Here is a 17,610-nt window from a genome sequence, read left to right as displayed (position 1 = left end):
AAGAGGTTCATATGACAACAACAGCCATCTTTGCCCTCACCCGTAACGGTATTGAACTAGCCACTCGCCTGGCCGCAGCGTTACCGGCAACCATCTGGCTACCAGAGCGTTTTGCGGCGCTCGCTCCTGGTGGGCGCTGCTACACCAACCTCAATGCAGCCGTGCAGATAGCGTGGCAGCAGAGTAGGGCAATCGTTCTGATCGCGGCTACCGGCATTGCTGTTCGTCTGATTGCCCCGCTCCTCCAGGCGAAGACCAGCGATCCGGCTGTGATCTGCCTTGACGAACAGGGACACGTTGTGGTGCCGTTGATCGGTGGTCATCGCGCCGGTGCCAATGCCCTGGCTCGACAGATCGCTGCCCTCACCGGAGGTCAGGCTGCAATCACCACCGCTAGTGATGGTCAGGGGTTACCGGCACTCGATCTGATCGGTCAGGCACAGGGCTGGCGTATCGCCACCGACTCGGCAACCACCCACGTGATGGCGTGTCTGGTCAATGGTGATCCGATTGGGGTCTGGGTTGACCCTGACTTACCTGCTGTACGGACACTGCTCAGCGCCGAACTGGCACCGGCAGCGACAGTCGAATGGGTCACCGATCCCGAAGAATTAACCAATCCACGCTTCGCAGCGGCCATTGTGGTCTCGCACCGTCGCCTCGATCCGCTGTGGCCCAAACTACGCGACAAAGGGTTGCGGTACCTGCCTCCGGTGCTGGTGATCGGGATCGGGTGTCGGCGCGACGTACCGGTATACGAACTCGCTGCCGCTGTCTCCGCGACCCTGGCGACCGCCGATCTTGCCCCAGAGTGCGTGGCGGCCATTGCAACCGCCGATCTCAAAGCTGACGAAGCTGGGATCAGCGATCTGGCGCGGCAACTTGGTGTGCCGCTCACTATCGTCACAACCGCTCAGCTCCAGACCCTTGACCCGACAGCCTTCAGCCCCAGCGCTGCCAGTCGCTTCGATATTCCCGGTGTAGCCGAACCCTGCGCCACCCTGGTCGCGCAGGGGCCACTGCTGGTACCGAAACAGCGCTTTGCCCGTTGCACCGTCGCTGTTGCTTTGCAGCAGGCAACGTTCGGCAGCGACACCACACCGACCGGCCAGCTCACGCTGGTCAGCATCGGCCCCGGCGATCTCGCTCACCTGACCGAAGCGGCGCGCCTGGCCCTGATCAAAGCCGAGGTCATTACCGGTTATGCCCGCTACATCGATCTGATCCGGCCCTTGCTGCGTCCAGATCAGGAAGTTATCGCAACACCGGCGATGGGTGACGAAATGGGGCGAGCGCACCACGCCATTGAGCTGGCCCGCAGCGGGCGGCGGGTGGCACTGATCAGCAGCGGAGACATCGGCATCTACGCTATGGCCGCACCGGTCTTCGAGAACCTTCAGGCCAGCGGCTGGGATGGTCATCACCCGCAGGTCGAGGTCATTCCGGGGATAAGTGCATTTCAGGCACTGGCCGCCCGCATCGGCGCTCCGATCAACCACGATCTCTGCCTGATCAGCCTGAGCGACCTGCTCACGCCGTGGGCCCTGATTGAACGCCGGTTACGGGCTGCGGCACAGGCCGACTTTGTCGTTGCCCTGTACAACCCGCGCTCGCAGGGTCGAAACTGGCAACTGACTGCAGCACTCTCTATCCTGCGCGACCACCGGCCGGCAACGACACCGGTCGTCTTTGGTCGGCAGGTGAGTCGCGAGGACGAACAGATCACGATAACAACCCTGGCCGACGCCGATCCGCAACAGGCCGACATGCTGACCCTGGTGCTGATTGGGAACAGTCAGAGCTTTCATCTGGCCGGTCACATCGTCACTCCTCGTGGCTATACAACCCAACCGGCCCGACCGTCAGATTTTCTTATGTCAAGCAAAACAACAGATTACCCGATTGTGATCACTAAACCAACCTACATGCCGGCAGTCGTGATTGGTGGTGGTGCGGTTGGCGAACGCAAAGTCCGTGGCTTGCTGGCCGCCGGCATACCGGTACGTCTTATCAGCCCAACCGCAACCGACCAACTGATGGCGTGGACGCAGGAAGGGCGCCTGATCTGGGAACAGCGCACGTACCGATCCGGTGACCTCACCGGCGCCCGGTTGGTCTTTGCTGCAACCAATGATCGCGCAGTCAATGCCCGCATCGCAGCGGCGGCGATTGCCGCCGGTGCACTCTGTAATGTCGCCGATGCCCCAGACGAAGGCGATTTTCACGTTCCGGCAATCTATCGCGGTGGCGGCATCATAATTACGGTGAGCAGCGCCGGCACAGCACCAGGACGAGCCGTTGCCCTGCGCGATGCTATCACCGATTGGCTAGACAGCATTGGAGTTCACCACCATGAGCGGTAAAGCATACCTTGTCGGTGCCGGCCCCGGTCGTGCCGATCTAATCACAGTGCGTGGGTTGACGGTATTGCGACAGGCCGATGTCGTGCTCTACGACCGGCTGATCGCCGCTGCCCTGCTCGACGAAGCACCGGCTCACGCCGAACGCATCTTTGTTGGGAAAAGGCCAGGCAACCACGCCTTTCGTCAGGATGGGATCAACGAGACGCTGGTGCGCCTGGTACGCGAAGGCTTACAGGTGGTGCGCTTGAAGGGTGGTGATCCCGGCGTCTTCGCCCACGTCGCCGAAGAAGCGGCTGCGCTGGCCGCCGCCGGTCTACCCTTCGAGATCGTTCCCGGCGTGTCATCAGCCCTGGCCATACCCCTGTACGCCGGCATTCCGCTGACGTGGCGCGGCGTGGCGACTGCCTTCACCGTTGTCTCCGGCCATGAAGCGACCCCGCACGGTTGTAGTGGCATCAGCTGGTCACTCCTGGCCGCCTCGCCAACCGTGGTTGTACTGATGGCTCTCGGTCGGCTTGAACAGGTCTGTGCAGGCCTGATTGCTGCCGGACGCAATCCCGACACCCCAGCAGCACTGATCAGCCGGGGGGCCACATCCCAACATGCAACCTTGCGGGCAACGCTGGCAACCCTTTGCGACCAGCAACAATTGATCCAGCTTCCACCACCCGCGGTGCTGGTGGTAGGAGAGGTTGCGGCGCTGGCGGATCGGCTGGCCTGGTATAACCCTGCTCAATACCCTGCCGACGCTATGCTGTGGGAAGAGTAGCCATACCGCACTCATGAGCTATGGGTGAAGAGCAGAATAGATGGAGTATATTTTATGCAGCTTCCCCGACTATTGCTCGCCGCACCGATGAGCGGGAGCGGCAAAACGACGTTGACTGCCGGTTTGATTGGTGCCCTCCGGCAACGCGGCTTGCGGATTGCCCCCTTCAAGTGCGGCCCGGACTATATCGACCCCGGTTACCATGCGCTGGCCGCCGAACGAGCCTGCCACAACCTTGACTCCTGGCTGATGCCAGCCGAACAGATCGCCGGCATCCTGGCCCGCCGGAGTGGCGATGCCGATCTGGCGCTCATCGAAGGCGTTATGGGTCTCTTCGACGGCTACGGTGCCAACGATGACACCGGCAGTAGTGCTCACATTGCCCGCCTGACGGCAACTCCGGTAATCATCGTGCTCGATGCCAGAGCGATGGCGCGCACGGCTGCCGCGCTGGTTGCCGGTCTGCGCGACTTCGACCGCCGGCTGCATATCGGCGGGGTCATTTTGAATCGAGTCGGTAGCCCACGCCACGCTACCATCATTCAGACGGCCATTGAACAGACGATTGGGGTGCCGGTGTTGGGGTACCTTGAACGGGCTGAAGGGTTGACATTACCCGAACGCCATCTGGGGCTGGTGCCGGTGGCCGAGCCTGGGCATTGGCAAGAGTGGCTAACTGCGGTCACCAACCGAATTGCGGCTACCGTCGATCTTGATCGTCTGCTCGCCATTGCCCGTAGCGCTCCGCCCCTTACCATCCCACCGTTCCCGACCGTCACCGCAACCGATCAGAGCAACAGACCGGTCATTGCAGTAGCCCGCGACGAAGCCTTCAACTTTATCTATCCCGACAACCTCGACCTGCTGGAAGCTGCCGGTGCTCGTCTGGCCTTCTTCAGCCCCTTGCACAACAGGGCACTGCCGGCAGCGACTGCCGCGATCTACCTGTGTGGCGGGTTTCCCGAACTCTACGCTGCGCAACTGAGTGCGAACCAATCTCTGCGTGACGCGATACGTACCGCAGCCGCAAGCGGCATGCCGGTATACGCCGAGTGCGGCGGACTGATGTACCTGACCGAATCTCTGATCGATCAGCACAGCCAGACTTTTCCGATGGTCGGTCTCTTGCCCGGTCACTCGCGGATGACTCGCCGTCTAACTCTCGGCTACCGCACAGTTGTTGCCCAAACTGACACCTGGCTCTGGCACGCCGGCGAGACCATCCGCGGCCACGAATTTCACTACTCGGTGTGGGAAGAGCGGCCACCAACCGTTCCCCCCCTCTACGCCTGTCAGCCCGACGCTTTGCGACCACAATCCGCAATGGAAGGCGTCGTCAATGGTCAAACCCTGGCTTCGTACATTCATTTGCACTTTCTAAGCTGCCCACAGGCGGCGGCGCGATTCGTGGCGGCAGCACGCAGGTATCAGGCCGGCCAGGCGGAAGAACGATACACCAACCGGAGATACGACGCTGTATGAGTAAGATTGTTCTTTTCACCGGTGGTGCCCGCAGTGGCAAGAGTCGCTGTGCCGAACACTATGCGGCCCGGCTGAGCGAACAGATCGTCTACATCGCCACCGCCACTGCCGGCGACGATGAAATGCGCGAACGCATTGCCCATCATCGTGCCCGTCGTCCGGCTACCTGGCAAACCGTCGAAGCTCCGGCCGGCGTGGCCGGTGTGCTCGTCGATCTCCCCATCGGCACGGTCGTCTTACTCGACTGTCTGGCGCTGCTGGTGAGTAACCTCTTGCTAGCCAACGAAGCAGCACCGGAACCGGCAATTGATGACGAGATCACCACGATGCTGACCGCTATTGCCCGCCGCAACCACACCTTGATTGCCGTTACGAACGAGGTCGGGATGGGGATCGTGCCTGCGTATCCGCTTGGCCGGCAATACCGCGATCTCCTGGGTTGGGTCAATCAACGAATCGCCGCCACGGCCACTGAAGTCTATTTGGTGGTATGCGGTATACCGGTCGAATTACGCTCTCTGGAGGCAGCATGGATGCGTACAAATCGGTAGTGCATGGTGCGCTCGACGAGACTGAACTGACCCGGCTTGGCCTGCGCGCCGACCATTTGATCGACTTCAGCAGTAACATCAATCCCTTCGGGCCACCAGAATCAGTTCTGCAGGCGCTGCGCACCCTCAATCCGGCTCCCTACCCTGATCGTAGCTGTCTGCACCTACGCAGGCAGCTGGCAGCAATCCATCATTGTCAGCCGGAAGCAGTTCTGGTGGGAAACGGGGCGAATGAACTGATTCACCTGGTGGCCCGTGCCCTCGGTGAACCCGGTGCAACAGCTCTAGTCGTAGCCCCAACCTACGGCGAATACGCCTACGCCTCACACCTGGCCGGCATGCGGGTGGTCGAGATACGGAGCACTGTTGGCAACAGCTTCCAACCCGATCTCGCTGAACTCTTGCTCACCATTGAACGACTGTGGCCACGGCTGATCTGGCTGTGCTTACCCAATAATCCCACCGGTATCAACCTGCCAACAACGACGATCACAGAACTGGCTCATACCTGCGACCTGCATCAAGGCTGGCTCATCCTCGACCGGGCCTATCTGGCGTTGGGCCGTGACAAGAGCGGTCACGATCCACTCGATCACAACCACCCGTCGCGCCTGATCCGCATCTACTCGCTCACCAAAAGTTATGCAGTTGCCGGCCTCCGCATTGGCTACATGATTGCCGATCCTGATGTGGTAGCTGCGACTGCCCGCTTTCAACCGGCATGGAGCGTGAGCAGTGTAGCTCAAGCTGCCGCAGCAGCAATGCTGCGCGATACCGACTTTCTTGCCAACACCATCCCGGCGCTATGGGATGCCAGCACCGAACTGGCCCAAAATCTGCGCCAGATCGGCCTAACCGTCTGGCGTGCCCACCTGCCGTTTATGCTCGTCCATTGCGACAATGCAGCACTGACCCGCCAACAATTGCTGGTACGCGGGTGTGTTGTGCGTGACTGTACATCGTTCGGGTTACCAGAATGGGTACGGGTTGCACCCCGATGCCCATCAGAGAATGCCCGGTTACTGGCAGCGTGGCGTGATATGCACGCCAGAATTCAGGTATAAGCCCGCGCTGTCATACATGAGAGGATTAACAATGCAAGCGCCTGTACTCATGGTTGTTGGAACTGCATCTTCAGTTGGCAAGAGCACACTGGTCACCGCACTCTGCCGGCTGGCCTACCGGCGCGGACTTCGGGTAGCACCGTTTAAAGCCCAAAACATGAGCAACAACGCCGCTGTCACCGCCGACGGCAAAGAGATTGCCCGCAGCACTGCTGTCCAGGCCGCGGCTGCCGGCATTGCACCGACAGAGGCGATGAATCCCATTCTCATCAAGCCTGAAGGCCAGCGTCGCAGCCAGATCATCGTCGAAGGCCGGCCCTGGCAAAGCCTGACAGCGACCGATTTCTGGCAACGTAAAGCCCAGCTCTGGTCGATCGTAACCCGCAACCTTGACCATCTGCGGGCAACATATGATCTCGTCATTGCCGAGGGTGCCGGTAGTCCGGTTGAACTCAACCTGAAACCGGGAGACATTGCCAACATGCGTGTCGCTCGTTATGCACAGGCGCAAACCATTCTGGTCGGCGACATTGATCGCGGCGGTATCTTTGCCCAATTATTGGGCACGCTTATGCTGCTCGAACCCGAAGAACGGCAACTCATTACCGGTTGTATTGTGAACCGGTTTCGCGGCGATCCCACCCTCTTCGCCGACGGTATCACCATCCTGGAAAAGCGCAGCGGATTACCGGTGCTGGGAGTGGTACCGTGGCTAGATAACCTAGGGCTACCTGAAGAGGATGCGGTAGCACTGGAGCAAACAACGGTCACGCCTGCCCACGGCCTGATCATCGCTGTGATTCGTCTACCCACTATCGCCAACTTCGACGACTTCGATCCGCTAGCCCGCGAGCCAGGCGTCGCTGTGCGCTACATCGATCATCCGCTTGAACTCACCGGTGCCGCCGCCGTTATCCTACCCGGTGTTAAGCACACGCTTGCCGCCCGACACTGGCTCCACGAACGAGGATTTGACAGCGCACTCCGGCAATTCACCGGCACTATTGTCGGTATTTGTGGCGGTTATCAACTGTTGGGTGAATGGATCAGCGACCCATTAGCGGTTGAAGGGAGTGGCGGTGAGGTCGCCGGACTGGGCTTACTGCCCATCGAAACTATCTTTACCAGTGTCAAACAAACAACCCAGACCATTGCCTGCGCTCAGGTTCCCTGGACCGGCAATGAGCCACTGCAAGGGTATGAAATCCATATGGGGCAAAGTTACCGACGTGGCGAGGCGACAGCATTCCTGCGCATCATCCAGCGCGGTAACACTCCCACGAGCGCCGATGATGGTTGTATCAGCCCTGATGGCCGGATCTGGGGATGTTACCTGCACGGCATCTTCACCAATGAGACCTTTCGGCGGGACTGGCTACGCCAGATAGGATGGCAACCACCCGCCACACCCGTAGCAACAACCGATCCCTTTGATCGGTTAGCCGATCACGTTGCCGCTGCATTGGGACCGGCAGTGCTCGACCGTCTGTTTGATGTTGGGAAGGTTATACTTCCCTAACCTACTTGCTCTACGCCAGGCATTGATCTCACGGGTTACACTGCGAAGCGCGGATACCATATGCATTCCATATCACCACCATCTGGCATGGTAATGATGAATGAATGAGCTGACATCGCTATGACCATATGCCGGTGTTCACCGGTATGAACCTGATGCGGATCCCCCGGGTGCCGACCGATCCCTGTTGTTATCGTGTGGTCATGTTGAAAGAACTTCGCTAGGTTACCTCAACTCTGGGTGTGCTATCCGGTCACCACACCGAAGCTGCACGATTGTGAACAAGAGTCGGTATGCCCCTGGGAGTGCAACCTTCCGGCTCACCCAACGGCCGACACTGCACAAGCCGCCGACCCACACTGAACCGTTCATCCCCACCCCCGCTGGGGGCAAGCTGGAGTGGGGCATGGCGCATAGTACCATCTCAACGCAGCGCAGGATGTCACGCGCTATCCAACCATCACCTCGACGCCGCATCACCCTGTACGGCATCGCCCGGCCATCACACTTTACACAAGGTATTCATTCAAAAGAGCCACTGCCGGTATATTCACCGCAACTGCCAGCCCTTGTCGCCCACCCACAACCGCACCGGCGTCTGCTGGCGCGGCAATTCAAACAGGAGAGGTACGCTCCGCAAGCCGCTCTGGGCCGTGAACTGGTCTTCTAGGGCCAGGTCACCGTACAGACCGCGGCCAAACCGATCAAGGTAGCGTAGCGAAGCGCCCGGCAGAGGATAATGCCGTTGACCCGTATCATCTTCGATAGAAAACAGACCGGCCGGCAGCGTGCGCTCACGCGAGGATTCATTATTCACTGCGATCAGTGCAATTAACAGACGACCATCGGATTCGAGCAAGCCCAACGCATCATCAACCACTACCACATCATCCGGTCGCAATAGGCCGATCTGCCAGCCATCGTAGGCAACGAATTGACCGAATGGATTAGTACTCGGCACCGGCGAAGGGGAAGGTAGCGGTAGTGGTGTCGGCGGTGGAGGTGATGGTGTTGGCACCGATACCGTGACTGCTGCCGTCTGCGCCAACATCGGTGAAGGTAGAGGGCCAATGGCCGACTGCGTCGGTGGTGTAGCGATGGATGGCGCTGTCTCGAACAGTTGCCCGGCAAGCACGAACATAAGACACCCGCCCAACATCAGCATGACTGCCAGCAGCCACCAACCGTGCCGGCGGGTTTGATGGTCTGTAACCGGTGCGACAGTTTGCGTTTGAGGAAAAGCCTGCGGCGAGATAACCTGCTGCGGTTGAATCGCAGCGGTATCCGACACCATGGGAGAGGGTGAAAATGCGTCAATATCCTGAGACAGCGCTGCAGCAAAAAGCTGTTGAGTGGAAAGTGCCGTTTTATCAGCGCGATGGTGCAGGTCGGGCGGCAGGGACTGGAGCACAACATTAGCAACTTCAGCACGACGCAAGGCTTCTTCCCGCTCCGCAGCACTCTCAGCCACCCGTGCCAGCCCAATCCATACCCGCCGCTCAGCAGGCGCCCGCCGACTCAAAGCCCGAAAGATATGCCGGGCCATCACAAAATCACCGCGGCGCGCTGCTAACACGCCGCGGGTCAACCACTGTTCGAGATCACTAGCCGTTAACTCACCCACCCATCCCTCATCATCACAGTGCGCCTACACGCGACGCAACACCAGCCAACCCTGACCAGGATTGCTACGAGCGAAGAAGACCAGATCGGTTGCATCGGGGGCGACATCAAACAGAATTGCCACACTACGCACGAAACCATCAGCAGGCACCGGTTCGCTATGGCTCAAGTCGGCATTGATCCCTCGGATAAGGTACGCATCAGACGCATCGAGGCGCGGTGTCCATACCCGACCCTGGGCATCCTTCAAGACAAAGAAGTCTAGCGGTACCGGCTGATCCTGACCGGTCGTGTTACGGACAAACACCAGCACAACCACGAAGCGACCGTTGTTGGGAGTAATCCCATTGAGTGGACCGATAATCGGTGCCGCATACGTTGGCTGATTGAAATCGTAAGCCCATCCATTACTGGTCAGCTCCGTACCAGGACTTACCAGTGCCGGACTCGCCAGTACCGGATCGGGCGTTGGCGGGATCGGCTCTGGCGTCGGCTCCGGGGTTGGCTCCGGTGCCGGCTCTTCAACCGGTGCCACAGTTGGTTCAGGCTGGGGTTCGGGCGGTGTCGTTGGGGCCAGCGATGCCTCGGTTGTTGCAGCAATGCTGGTCGCCGCCTGCGCCGTAGCTTGCGTTTGGGGCGATGTCGCTACCTGATTGCGCTGCGACAAGAAGATGAAGGTAAGACCGACACAACTGATCAGCAACAATATCAGGAGTACCAGCGTCAATGGAGTCAGGCTACGCTTGGCCGGCACCATCTCTTCGTCCATGTCATCTCCCCTCTGTGATGGTGGCCCTGAGCGACGGAAGAGGCTACCAAACAAATTTCCGCTACGGGCCGGTTTTGCCGGCTTATTACCACCACTTCCCCGTGCCCAACTGGTGCTGGGGCGACTCGTTCGGGACGGTTCAGCAGTACGTGACGGACGGGGCGGCAGTGCAGAGGTTGGTGCAGGCGACTCACTCTCACTTATTGTCTCCGGGCGGGGTATAGCCGGATCACGTCGCACCGGACCGGCATCGGTCGCCATCACCTCAGACAGTGCATCAAGCTGGGCAAACGGATCATCTTCATCAATATTGGGCATCGCCGATACGGGAGCTGGTGCCGGGGATGGTGGCGGGGATGGCGGTGCAGGGGGAGGAGCCGCTTTTGGTGTCACACCCAGCGCCTGCAATCCCTTGATAGCCATCTCATTTCGCGGATCGAGGCGTAACACCTGTTCGAGTGCAGCTTGTCGCTCTTCACGATCCGCTGCAACACCGGCGAGCCAGAGCCATCCTTGAATATTCTCTGGGTGTTCACGGGTCAACAGGCGGAAGAGCCTACGCGCTTCATCTTTCTCCCCTTTCCGCGTCGCTTCAATACCAAGTTGCAAGATGCTGTCGGGATCCGCCATGACCTATCCTTCCTTCTACTTCCGCCCCAAGGCAGTGTTCGGGATTCTGTGGTAATCGCGCCTATTCTAGCATGGATACCGGCAATGGTCAACACATTTTTAATCAGATAACGCACTCATACGCCATGGATAGCAAGCATGAGCAAAAAAAGTGCAAAGAGTTTTGCAAGCAAATAGAACATTTGTCTCAGTTCACGATTGCGCCCTCAGTTCACGATTGCGCTCTCAGTTCACGATTGCGCTCTCAGTTCACGATTGCGCCCTGCCCTAATAACCTGACCCGCGCTGTCGATATCTATCACAGCACCAGTCCGCTGATGCAGGCAGTGCTCAGACATTCGCGCATTCCCGCTGATGCCAATGCGGCTAGTTCAGCGATGATCCGTGTGACACGCAAGTATCACCTCCCTTCAGCTATATGCAAGCACTGCGCTGCTAAGCAGTAGCACATACCCCCCACTTAGCTTCAAGAATGAATAGAACATCTGATCTAACACGGTTTTTATCACCTCAGGATACTCATACGGGCTTCTGCTCTAAACTCTCCCCCTGTGCGTAAGATGTCCATCAATCTTTTGGTAGCCGCTGTGATGCAGTGTATCAAATCTTGTATGGATATGGTGCAATATTGTCCAGAGCACTACGCACTTGTGCACTCTACGGCGTTCGGTGGCGTTATCGACGCAACACCGGCGTCGTGTCTTGCGCCACGACCCGGTATGATGCGCCCTCTTCCCGATACCGCTACTGCCATCCGCGTTCCGTTCGTGATACGTGCGATTCACTACCACATGAGTAGCACACGATGTTGCCCAAGATCACACCCGATGGGATGGCACCTGATGATGAGTAAAAAAAGGTTGACAACCTGGTTATGGGGCATGGAAATGCGTGCGAGTGAGATCGGAGATGAGGGCGTTCAGCGTATATTCAAGCCATACATCCCATACGCCCGTCTGTGCTGTACGTCCCTGAACCACAACCCGAGTGAGTCTGGCCGAAGATGAGACAAAGCATTCACCTTTGCCCTCTATCACTGCCTCCCCGCATTCTTGCACGGCTTTTGCACCAAATTTGTTTATACTTCACCTTCTTGCTTTTTATGCTAAAATATTTCTAAACACCGTAGTTCCAAATGGGTACTACAATCTGCGAGGAGGCGCTATGCAGTCAAAAGCGACTCCCATCCGTGAGGATGGTATTTACCACTCGTTCTGCGGCCTGGTCAGTGTCGGCTGGCTCTACCAGAAGATCAAAGACAGCTTCTTCCTGATCCTCGGCACCCACACCTGCGCCCATTTGCTGCAAAATACGCTCGGCGTGATGATCTTCGCTCGGCCACGTTTTGCGGTCTCACTGCTCGAAGAGTCTGACCTGAGTTCATCACAACCCGACATCTCGGCCCAGATCGAGGAGATCAAGCGCGAGCACCATCCCTCCGTAATCTTTCTGCTCTCGTCGTGTACGCCTGAAGTGATGAAGGTTGAGTTTGAAGGGCTGGCAGCTTCGGTCAGCACACCGGAAGTGCCGGTGCTGTTTGTGCCGGCCTCTGGTCTCGATTATACGTTTTCGCAAAGCGAGGATTCGGTGTTGCAGGCGCTGATCCCCTTCTGCCCATCGGCACCACCGGACGATAAGCGGGTGGTCTTCCTTGGTTCGGTGAATGATGCGATTGCCGATGACTTTTCGCTCGAAGCGGCACGCCTAGGCATCCCGGTGGCCGGTTTCTTGCCTGCCGGCCATTTCACCGAGTTGCCACCAATTGGACCTGGAACTGTCATTGCCCCGCTCCAACCCTATCTGCACAAGACCGCAACCCAATTGCGTAATGAGCGTGGCTGCACAGTGCTCTCTTCGTTGTTTCCCTTCGGGCCTGATGGAACCCGTCGCTTCTGGGAAGATTTGGCAGCTCAGTTTGGGAAGAAGGTCGATTTGAGCGAGCGCGAGGCAGCAGCCTGGGAGCGGATTAAACACCATACCGATCTGCTGCGTGGGAAGAAGATTTTCTTCGCCAGTGATACGCTGATGGAATTGCCACTGGCCCGCTTTCTCAAGGCTTGTGGGGCGGAAGTCGTCGAATGCTCTACCCCCTACATCAATCGCCGCTTCCACGCCGCCGAGCTGGCAGCACTCGATGGTGTCCGTCTGGTCGAACAGGCCAATTTCCATCGCCAGTTGCGTACGATTACCGAGACCAAGCCCGATCTGATCATTTCCAACATCATCACCACCAATCCGCTGGTCGGTCAGGGAACGGTTGCTAAGTGGGGTACTGAATATTGCTTTCTCCCCATTCACGGCTGGGCCGGCGTTAACAATCTGGTGACATCCTTTACCCGCGCTCTGCAACGCCATGCTCGTCTCGATTCACTCGGCTCCGACCCAATCTGGCTGACCGGTATGATGCCCGGTTCGTCCGGTGGTGTTATCTCTTTGCAATCATAGAGGAGACGATTCATGCGGCTGGCTTACTGGATGTATGAAGGGACTGCTCACCACGGTGTGGGCCGGATCGCTAACAGTATGCGGAATGTGCACGCCGTCTTCCATGCCCCCCAGGGTGATGATTATGTCAATGCCATCTTTGCGATGCTCGACCGCACACCCAATTTCCCGGCTATGACGACCAGCGTGGTCAGCGGTACCGACCTTGCGCGCGGTACGATCCGGCTGCCCGATACGCTGCGCCAGGTAGAAGAACGGGTCCATCCCGATCTCATTGTGGTGGTTGCCTCGTGTTCCACCATTTTGTTGCAAGAGAATCTTGAAATCGCGGCTCAGCATGCCGGCTTGCAGTGCGAGGTGATGGTGTACGATGCTAATCCCTACCGTATGCAAGAGATAGTTGCTGCCGAGAGTCTGTTTACCGATCTGGTGAAGCGCTTTGCTAAACCGCAGCCCCGCACCGAACGTCCGACGGTGAATATCCTTGGTCCGGCATCACTCGGTTTTCACGCCCGCCACGACCTGATCAGTCTCCGGCGTATGCTGAAAACGCTAGGGCTTGAGGTGAACGTGGTTGCACCCTGGGGCGCAAGTATCGCCGATCTGCGCCGTTTGCCGGCGGCATGGCTCACGATTGCTCCCTACCGCGAGCTTGGTCTGCGTGCTGCCATCTATCTCGAAGAGCAGTTTGGGGTGCCGACCCTCCTCGATGCACCGATTGGTGTCCAACCCACGCTACGCTGGATCGAGCGTCTCCGTGAGCTACTGGCCCAGGCCGGGGCCGATGTGCCAATGCCACCGCTGACCGCCTTCTCACTCGACGGTATGTCGGCACCATCCGCTGTGCCCTGGTTCGCCCGTACCGCTGATATGGATAGCTTTTCCGGTAAGCCGGCCTTTGTCTTCGGCGATGCCACCCACGTGGTTGGGATTACCCGCTTTTTGCGCGATGAATTGGGCATGCCAATTGCCGGTGCCGGTACCTATGTCAAGCATCAGGCCAATTGGGTACGTGAGCAGTTGACCGGTTATGTTGATGAGGTGCTGGTAACCGATGAGTTTCAGGTGGTGGCGGATCGCATCGCCGCCCTGCGCCCTGAATTGGTTTGTGGCACTCAGATGGAACGCCACACTTCGCGACGGTACGATCTCAACTGCATGGTGATCTCGCCACCAACCCACATCGAGAACCATCTCCTCGCCTATCGTCCATTCCTGGGCTTCGACGGTGCCGATGTCATCGCCGATGAAGTCTACACGACCTGTACCCTCGGTATGGAGAAGCATCTGATCGATCTGTTCGGTGATGCCGGCCTCGATCTGCCTGAGAAAACGGAGCGCACCCCTGTCGCTGAACCGGCTCCAGTAGCGGCAACAGTCGAGAGTCCTCAACCGCAGAACGAACCGGCTATCGCCGTGGCATCTGCTCCATCTCCCACCAGCGCACCCGCGACACCCACACCTGCCGCAGTCGTTGATCCGGTGTGGGCTGCCGATGCGGAAGCTATGCTCAAGAAAGTGCCATTCTTTGTGCGTGGCCGGGTGCGAGGGAATGTCGAGAAATATGCCCGTCAGCGCGGTCACGCAGTCATTACGGCAGAGGTTTTGCTGGCCGCGAAGGAGGAGCTTGGCGCATGAGCACAGCCCTTTCTCCCAACGTGCCTCGCCGGCCAAAACCTTCGCGTCAACTGGCCGAGATCGCGCTGCTCTCCCGCGAAGAGCGTCTGGCCGGACGACCAAAACTGTGTAGCGATTGCGGAATCTGCACCGGCGAATTGCGGCCATTCATGGCGCAGAGCTGCGTCTTCGTCAACAACCGTGCTGAAGAGATCGAGCGTCGCTTGCACGGACGCAACCGTCGTGACGGCGATGAACTCCTCTTTGGCATCTATCGCGATCTGCGCGTCTTCCGCATGCGGCCACCGGTGCCCGATGCCCAATGGAGCGGCGCTGTCACCAGCCTCGGCGCACTGCTCCTCGAACACGGCCTGGTCGAAGGGGTGATTACGACCGGTGCAGTGCCCGGTACCCGGTATGCGCCTCTCCCCATTCTGGCCCGTACTCCAGACGAGGTGCGTGCGACTCGCGGCAATAAACCCTGCCTTGCGCCAACGCTCGATGTCCTGACCCAGGTCCGCCAGAGTGGATTGCGCCGGATTGCTTACATTGGCACCGGTTGTCAGGTTCACGCCCTGCGCACAATTGAAGATCAGCTCGGCCTGGAACGCCTCTACGTCATCGGGATTCCCTGCACCGACAACACAACCTATCCCGATCTGCAACGCTTCTTGCAGGTTGTCTCGCGCTCGCCGGAGACGGTTATTCATCACGAGTTTATGCAGGATTTTCGTATCTGGCTCAAACACGAAGATGGTTCGGTCGAGAAAGTCAACTTCGTCGATCTCGATGTTGACCGTCTCGGCGGCCAGTTAGGGGTCTTCCCTCCGGCCTGTCTGAGCTGCTTCGATTACCAGAATGGGCTATCGGATTTAACCATCGGCTACATGGGTGCGCCACTGCCACCCGACGAGCGCTGGCAGTGGACCCTCATCCGTACCGAACGGGGGGCTAAACTCTACGATCTGCTGCGCCCCCACGTTGAGGAACGGGAGCCGATCAGCGGCGGCGACCGCACGCGAGGTATGCCGGCCTACATCCAGATGCTGCGCCAGCCGCGCAAACGACCGCCCTGGCCAATCCGCCAGCTCGTCGCCTTCATCCAGCGCCGTAGCGGGCCAAAAGGTCTCGAGTTTGCTCGTTCGGTCATCGAGATGAAGCTCCTGCGCAACCTGCAATTCGTCCGTGAACGGCATGGTCGGCTGGAACGACGCATCGTACCCGGTTACGTCTACCGTGCGCTCGCCCGCTATGCCGATGTCTACCGACGCGAATTCAATCGCGATCTCGAACCATCCGCCTCGTAACGTATACGTACAGGTTATTCGCAGCCGGCATCGCCGGCCCAAAAGAAGGAGTTGTCCATGTCCCTCATCCTCGCAATCTATGGCAAGGGTGGGATCGGCAAGTCGACCACCTCGGCCAACCTCTCGGCGGCAATGGCGCTCAAAGGCGCCAAAGTGCTCCAGATCGGCTGTGATCCGAAGCACGACAGCACCTTTCCGTTAACCGGCCATCTCCAACCGACCGTGATCGACGTGCTGGACAGCGTGAACTTCCATCTTGAAGACGTAAGTAAAGAAGATGTGATTCACACCGGTTTTGCCGGCGTTGATACACTTGAGTCCGGTGGTCCACCGGCCGGTAGCGGATGCGGCGGCTATGTCGTGGGTGAGACGGTCAAACTGCTGAAAGAATTTGGTCTCTACGACAAGTACGACGTCATCGTCTTCGATGTACTTGGCGACGTGGTCTGTGGCGGCTTTTCAGCCCCGCTCAACTACGCCGACTACGGCCTGATCATTGCCTGCAACGACTTCGACAGCATCTTCGCCGCTAACCGGCTCTGCCTAGCAATATCGCAAAAATCACAGCGCCACAAGGTGAAACTGGCCGGCATCATTGCCAATCGCGTGGACTACGAATACGGTGGCGGTACCAACCTGCTCGATCAGTTTGCCGAAAAGGTTGGCACGAAAATCATCGGGCGTGTTCCGTATCACGACCTTATCCGCCGCTCACGGCTCGCCGGTAAAACCCTTTTCGAGATGGAGGGACCGGGGAAAGAGGAATGCACGCGCCCCTTCGAGGAGATGGCCGAATATCTGTTGGCACAACCGCAGGCAACAGTTCCGCAACCATACCACGACCGCGCCATTTTCGAGGCCATTGGCGGCTGGCGATAGGTCCCTGCAACGGTAGGGGTAACATTCTATCTTGATGATAGAGGTCATACACCATCCAACCTCACCCTGACGGTACATCTGATACCAAATCTTGCTCAACAAGGTGCATCGTTCAGGTGTACCACCGGCGCGTCATAAGCAGGCGATCGCCAGACAGTAGGGGCACGGCCTGCCGTGTCCCTACTCGTCATACCGGCGCCAGCATCTTGCGATGCATCGTTTAGGTGAAGTAGCGGGGTAATCGTTGGACGACATGTCATGACTGCTATGCTGCCAGATTTGACATGAGCGTTGCACCGTTGTGCGCAAGCCCTAGTATCCCATGGGCACGCGAGCCTCTGCTGCACTCCCCTGAAAGCTGGAAACACGAGCATTCGCCGCACTCCCCTGGGAGCCGGGAACGTAGACCTCTGGCTCGCTCGCCAGCCTGTCGTGCCTGTATCCGGCGGAGTATCGTACCCGTGAACCAACTTGCGACAGCGGAAGCCATCCGGCACCCATAGTTCCCGCCCCCAGCGGGGGCGGGGTAGGGTGGGGGCGAGCCGTAGCACACTACTGAACAACACACTAAACCAGTCAATGCACCTGCGAC

The 17,610-nt window shown here is 58.7% G+C and carries 12 protein-coding genes; 10 read left to right on the top strand and 2 right to left on the bottom strand.

Annotated features, from left to right (window positions below):
* The first annotated feature begins 11 nt into the window (after positions 1-11).
* From cobJ to VAE55_RS01880, 6 genes are read left to right on the top strand one after another with little or no spacing between them, the layout of a single operon-like run.
* On the top strand, positions 12-2,363 hold the full coding sequence (gene cobJ, locus VAE55_RS01905; protein WP_322814137.1) for a precorrin-3B C(17)-methyltransferase: 2,352 nt from the start codon (positions 12-14) through the stop codon (positions 2,361-2,363).
* On the top strand, positions 2,353-3,132 hold the full coding sequence (gene cobA / locus VAE55_RS01900; RefSeq protein ID WP_322814136.1) for a uroporphyrinogen-III C-methyltransferase: 780 nt from the start codon (positions 2,353-2,355) through the stop codon (positions 3,130-3,132). Before cobJ ends, cobA begins: the two co-directional genes overlap by 11 nt.
* Before the next feature lie 54 nt (positions 3,133-3,186).
* Entirely contained in the window at positions 3,187-4,614 is a 1,428-nt protein-coding gene (locus tag VAE55_RS01895; RefSeq protein ID WP_322814135.1) for a cobyrinate a,c-diamide synthase, read from the top strand.
* Positions 4,611-5,165 carry a bifunctional adenosylcobinamide kinase/adenosylcobinamide-phosphate guanylyltransferase gene (gene cobU, locus VAE55_RS01890; RefSeq protein WP_322814134.1) on the top strand — a complete coding sequence of 185 codons (555 nt, stop codon included), beginning with the start codon at positions 4,611-4,613 and terminating at the stop codon, positions 5,163-5,165. Before VAE55_RS01895 ends, cobU begins: the two co-directional genes overlap by 4 nt.
* Positions 5,144-6,229, top strand: coding sequence for a histidinol-phosphate transaminase (locus VAE55_RS01885; RefSeq protein WP_322814133.1), 1,086 nt, complete (start codon positions 5,144-5,146; stop codon positions 6,227-6,229). Before cobU ends, VAE55_RS01885 begins: the two co-directional genes overlap by 22 nt.
* Before the next feature lie 31 nt (positions 6,230-6,260).
* Positions 6,261-7,748 carry a cobyric acid synthase gene (locus VAE55_RS01880; RefSeq protein WP_322814132.1) on the top strand — a complete coding sequence of 496 codons (1,488 nt, stop codon included), beginning with the start codon at positions 6,261-6,263 and terminating at the stop codon, positions 7,746-7,748.
* 550 nt (positions 7,749-8,298) lie between these two features.
* On the opposite strand, the gene VAE55_RS01875 is transcribed toward VAE55_RS01880, so the two are convergent.
* Positions 8,299-9,372: a tetratricopeptide repeat-containing protein gene (locus VAE55_RS01875; protein ID WP_322814131.1), complete on the bottom strand. Its 1,074-nt coding sequence runs from the start codon at positions 9,370-9,372 to the stop codon at positions 8,299-8,301.
* A 24-nt stretch (positions 9,373-9,396) separates the two neighbouring features.
* Positions 9,397-10,770, bottom strand: a complete 1,374-nt coding sequence (locus VAE55_RS01870; RefSeq protein WP_322814130.1) for a hypothetical protein — start codon at positions 10,768-10,770, stop codon at positions 9,397-9,399.
* 1,164 nt (positions 10,771-11,934) lie between these two features.
* Here VAE55_RS01870 and bchN point away from each other — a divergent pair.
* Genes bchN through bchL form a run of 4 tightly spaced genes read left to right on the top strand, consistent with a single transcriptional unit; the run spans position 11,935 to position 17,018 of the window.
* Complete coding sequence (bchN, locus tag VAE55_RS01865) at positions 11,935-13,215, top strand: ferredoxin:protochlorophyllide reductase (ATP-dependent) subunit N (RefSeq protein WP_322814129.1); 1,281 nt, start codon at positions 11,935-11,937, stop codon at positions 13,213-13,215.
* 12 nt (positions 13,216-13,227) lie between these two features.
* A complete protein-coding gene (locus tag VAE55_RS01860; RefSeq protein WP_322814128.1) occupies positions 13,228-14,853 on the top strand; it encodes a ferredoxin:protochlorophyllide reductase (ATP-dependent) subunit B in 1,626 nt (541 codons plus the stop codon).
* Positions 14,850-16,139 carry a Coenzyme F420 hydrogenase/dehydrogenase, beta subunit C-terminal domain gene (locus tag VAE55_RS01855; protein ID WP_322814127.1) on the top strand — a complete coding sequence of 430 codons (1,290 nt, stop codon included), beginning with the start codon at positions 14,850-14,852 and terminating at the stop codon, positions 16,137-16,139. Before VAE55_RS01860 ends, VAE55_RS01855 begins: the two co-directional genes overlap by 4 nt.
* A 57-nt stretch (positions 16,140-16,196) precedes the next feature.
* A complete protein-coding gene (gene bchL, locus VAE55_RS01850; RefSeq protein WP_322814126.1) occupies positions 16,197-17,018 on the top strand; it encodes a ferredoxin:protochlorophyllide reductase (ATP-dependent) iron-sulfur ATP-binding protein in 822 nt (273 codons plus the stop codon).
* Positions 17,019-17,610: the final 592 nt, after the last annotated feature.

The organism is Chloroflexus sp., assembly GCF_034432675.1.
GTDB lineage: Bacteria > Chloroflexota > Chloroflexia > Chloroflexales > Chloroflexaceae > Chloroflexus.
Note: the sequence above shows the minus strand (reverse complement) of the source record. Positions and strands in the feature narration are given on the sequence as shown.